This window comes from Methylobacterium sp. CCH7-A2, assembly GCF_001557075.1.
Taxonomy (GTDB): domain Bacteria; phylum Pseudomonadota; class Alphaproteobacteria; order Rhizobiales; family Beijerinckiaceae; genus Allobosea; species Allobosea massiliensis.
In genome coordinates this window covers 1-3,706 of record NZ_LSKN01000092.1, presented here as the reverse complement: position 1 = coordinate 3,706, position 3,706 = coordinate 1, and the positions used below count along the sequence as shown (strand labels likewise).

General features: G+C 66.1%; 4 protein-coding genes. 2 read left to right on the top strand and 2 right to left on the bottom strand.

What is annotated here, in order from left to right:
* Window positions 1-342: recombinase family protein (locus AX750_RS07640; RefSeq protein WP_197431958.1), on the top strand; the 342-nt coding region annotated here is incomplete at its 5' end.
* A 51-nt stretch (window positions 343-393) separates the two neighbouring features.
* On the opposite strand, the gene AX750_RS07635 is transcribed toward AX750_RS07640, so the two are convergent.
* Window positions 394-735 (bottom strand): transcriptional regulator, encoded by a 342-nt coding sequence (locus AX750_RS07635; RefSeq protein ID WP_066734812.1) that lies wholly within the window; start codon window positions 733-735, stop codon window positions 394-396.
* Complete coding sequence (locus AX750_RS07630) at window positions 732-1,031, bottom strand: DUF6516 family protein (RefSeq protein ID WP_066734810.1); 300 nt, start codon at window positions 1,029-1,031, stop codon at window positions 732-734. Before AX750_RS07630 ends, AX750_RS07635 begins: the two co-directional genes overlap by 4 nt.
* Before the next feature lie 516 nt (window positions 1,032-1,547).
* Here AX750_RS07630 and AX750_RS07625 point away from each other — a divergent pair.
* The gene (locus AX750_RS07625; protein ID WP_082734959.1) at window positions 1,548-3,551 is read left to right on the top strand and encodes a ParB/RepB/Spo0J family partition protein; all 2,004 of its coding nucleotides are present in this window, start codon (window positions 1,548-1,550) and stop codon (window positions 3,549-3,551) included.
* Window positions 3,552-3,706: the final 155 nt, after the last annotated feature.

Below are 3,706 nucleotides of genomic sequence, written 5' to 3'. Positions count from 1 at the left end.
GAGAAGCTGGAGGCCGAAATCCACATGCGCAAGGCGGCCGCCGGCGCAGGCTTACCGCTCGGTGACGGATGGGCGGACACGACGACTGCCCATGGCCGGCTGATGCTGACGGTGCTCGCCGGCCTGGCGGAATTCGAGCGCGAACTGATCCGCTCACGCACCGGCGAAGGGCGCGCTCGCGCAAAGGCCCGCGGCGTTAAGCTCGGCAGGCGGTTCAAGCTAACCCAGCATCAGCGCGATGAGGCGGTCCGGCGGCGCGACGCCGGCGAGGAGTCGATGACCGAGATCGCTAGGAGCTACAATGTTTCGCACTCGATGATTTCGAGACTCAGGGCGAGGTGAAACCGCACGCCGTGCCGCCCGGCCCGCTCCCGGTCGCATGAATTCTGTGAGTTATGCCGCCTTTGTCAGCGTAAAATCGACATGGATAGCGTCATAGGGGAAAATCACGCCGCGGTCGGCGCGATCGAGGATCCCGGCAGTGAGCAAGGCCTGGACATCGCCATGCACGGCTTTGACGTCGCGGCCGACACGGCGGGCGATCTCGCGGATGGCTATCTCGCCCTCGCCGGTCATGGCGCGCAGGATTTCCCAGCGCTTGGCGGTCAGCACCTTCCAGAGCAGCTCGGCCGAGGCGAACGACAGATGCGCGCCCTGCACTTCGCCACGAAACGCAGCCGCCATCCGCTGGGTGGTCGCCTCAGCCGAAGGCAAGCCAAGAGTCACCGTGTTCATCGCTCGTTGCTCCTCTTCGCCATCCAGGATTCGACATCATTCCAAAAATCGGCACGCAAACGCTCCGGATCGACAAATGCGTAGGGCGCCTCGTGCTCGCCCAGGTGCTTATGGTCGCCCTTGCCGGCCTCATTGTCGTATCGCAGCACACAGACCCCATCGCTGATCAGCGCCAGGCTGTATTTGAACTCATGTCGCGAGCCCCGCACGGACGATGGCACACGCCAGATCACGATCTCGGCGAACGCAGTCTCCGTCAGGATCAACCGTTCGCGCAGCAGCAGGGTTGCATTCATGTTGGATAATAGTCCAACGCGCGTGATGTTGTCAACGTCTCCAACATGGCTATTGGGGGCACTTGTTATCGCCCCCATGTGAGCAGGTATGGCGCGCCCCGGCTTTGCCGTGACCGGGCTCTAGTCGGGGCAAAGGCCCCTCCCCGAGCCGCCGACCGGCGTCTCGGCCTTGCGGTGACGATCCCTCGCGCAGGCCGGCGCCAGGCGCCGGCAAAAGCCGCGCCGCCGGCGCGATGATGTTGCGCTTGGCGGGGAGAGAGGCGCGCGGCCCTCTCTCCCCAGCAAGAGCCAAATCGGGTCTCCCCATCCTTCCGCGCCGCAAGCGGCTTGTGCAGGACCGGGACGAGGACCCGCGTGCCGCCGCCCCTCGCCCGGCGCGAAGCCGCGTGGGTGATCCCCCTCCCGATTTGGCTCTTGCCCCCCTCTCTCCCCGCTGCTCGCCGCGAAGGCAGGAGTGCAGGCGGACCTGCACCCTGCCGGGTGACGGGCCTACAGCCTCAAACAGGAGAGACCACCATGACCACGACGATCACCAAGACTGCCGCCATCGGCACGCTCGCCACCGCCTTCCAGCACATCGCCCTGACGAAGCTCGTTCCCAGTGTCGCCAACGTTCGCAAGGTGAACGCGACCGCCGGGATCGGCGAATTGGCCGACAGCATCGAGGCGCATGGCCTGATCCAGAACCTCACCGTCAGGAAGGCGGGCAAGGGCCAGAAGTTCGAGGTCGTCGCCGGCGCGCGTCGGCTGGCGGCGCTGCGGCTCTTAGCCAAGGAGGGTCGGATCGGCAAGGACATCGCCATCCTCTGCAATGTGCTGGCGGCCGAGCGCGATACTGAGATCTCCCTTGCCGAGAACACCCAGCGTGAGGCCATGCATGTCGTCGACGAGGTGCTGGCCTATCAGCGCCTTGTCGAGGACGGGCTGCCGGTTGACGCGATCGCCAGCCGGTTTGGCCAGTCCGTCGTCACGGTGCGCCAGCGCTTGAAGCTCGCCAGCCTGTCGCCGGCCATTTTGGACGAGATGCGCGGGGATGCCATCACGATCGAGCAGGCCCGCGCGCTGGCGATCAGCGATGATCACGCGGCGCAGGAAACGGCTTGGTTCGGGCGCGAAGGCTGGAGCCGCAGCCCCGGCAATCTGCGCGCGGTGCTGACTGACGAGCATATCCGCAGTAGCGATCGGCTAGCGCGCTTCATCGGCATCGAGGCCTATGAGGCTGCCGGCGGGGCCGTGCTGCGCGACCTGTTCTCGCAGGATCAGGCGACCTTCCTGACCAACCGGCCCTTGGCGATGGAGCTGGCGGCCGAGCGGCTACAAGCCGTCGCGGATGCCGTCCGGCCGGAAGGATGGGCATGGGCGGACATCAGCATCGAGGCCGACAGCCTTCATCAGATGGGCTATGGTCGCATCCACCCTCGCCGCCGCGATCACTCGCAAGCCGAACAGGCCGAGCTTGCCGCGTTGGGCGAGAGCTACGACGCCATGGCCGAGCAGATCGAATCCCATGCCGAGGGCGATCCGCAGATCGCGGCCGACGAAGACCGACTTGCCGAAATCGAACAACGCATCGACGCCATCAAGCATGCGGCCGAGAGCTTCGTTCCCGAGGAACAGGCTTTGGCCGGTTGCCTTGTCGCGATCGGATATGACGGCGCGCTTCAGGTGACGCGCGGTCTTGTCAAGGCAGAGGATCGCTTGGCGCTGGAGCGGCTGCATCATGGTGAGCAGGGCGATCAGGATGATGGCGAGACCCCTGCCCTGCCCTCACAGCCCGACACCACGGAGCCGAGCGGATATTCCGCGACGCTGATCGAGGAGCTGACGGCGATCCGGACAGCGGCGATGCGGGTCGAGATTTCGCAGCGGCCGACCATCGCGATGGCGGCGATGCTGCATCCCTTGGTGCTGGCCAGCTTCTATGGCCGTTATCAGGGCCTGCACATGCACTCAGCCGTCGAGGTTAGGGGTGAGCGCAAGGCGCTCGAACTCAGCATCAAGCAGTCCGAGGCCTGCCGGGCGCTGTCGGGCTGGACCGAGATTGTCGAGGCTTGGGGCTACCGCCTTCCCGGTGATCAGGCCGATCTCTGGGCATGGCTTATCGACCAGCCGATCGACACGCTGACCGATCTTCTCGCCGTGGTGTCGGCAGCGAACCTCAATGCGGTCACCGCGCGCCATGAGATCAGCCGTGGCCGGATGGCGCAGGCGAACCAGATCGCGCAGGCCGTCGATCTCGACATGCAGTTATGGTGGAGCCCGGAACAGGAGTTCCTGTCGCGCCTGTCGAAATCGACCATCGCCGCGATTCTTCGCGAGGCCGGGTGTTCCGAGGACGCCGCCAAGGCGATCGAGCGCAGCCCTAAGCCTGAGGCCGTCGCTCAGGCCGAACGCGAACTGGACGGCAAGGGCTGGCTCCCCTCCCCGCTCCTGACGCCCGGTGCCGTTCAGTCCGACGCCGCCGATCGCGAGCATGTTGATGCTGCCGGCGAGGCACCAATGGCGATGGCGGCCGAGTAAGCAGTCGCGCCGCCGGCATCCACACATTCTTCGATTGGATCAACCACCCGGGTCTCATGGCCCGGGCGGTGCTCGCGCGCCGGGACTGCTCCTGCGCGAGATCGACCCGCCCAGGACCAGATCAGGGGCGCCCCAAAGCCCCGCCCCTCATGCTC

What these genes read in the sequence shown, in the direction of transcription:
- AX750_RS07635 (WP_066734812.1), bottom strand. Translation starts at nt 735, where the DNA reads ATGAACACGGTGACTCTTGGCTTGCCTTCGGCTGAGGCGACCACCCAG.
- AX750_RS07630 (WP_066734810.1), bottom strand. Translation starts at nt 1,031, where the DNA reads ATGAATGCAACCCTGCTGCTGCGCGAACGGTTGATCCTGACGGAGACT.
- AX750_RS07625 (WP_082734959.1), top strand. Translation starts at nt 1,548, where the DNA reads ATGACCACGACGATCACCAAGACTGCCGCCATCGGCACGCTCGCCACC.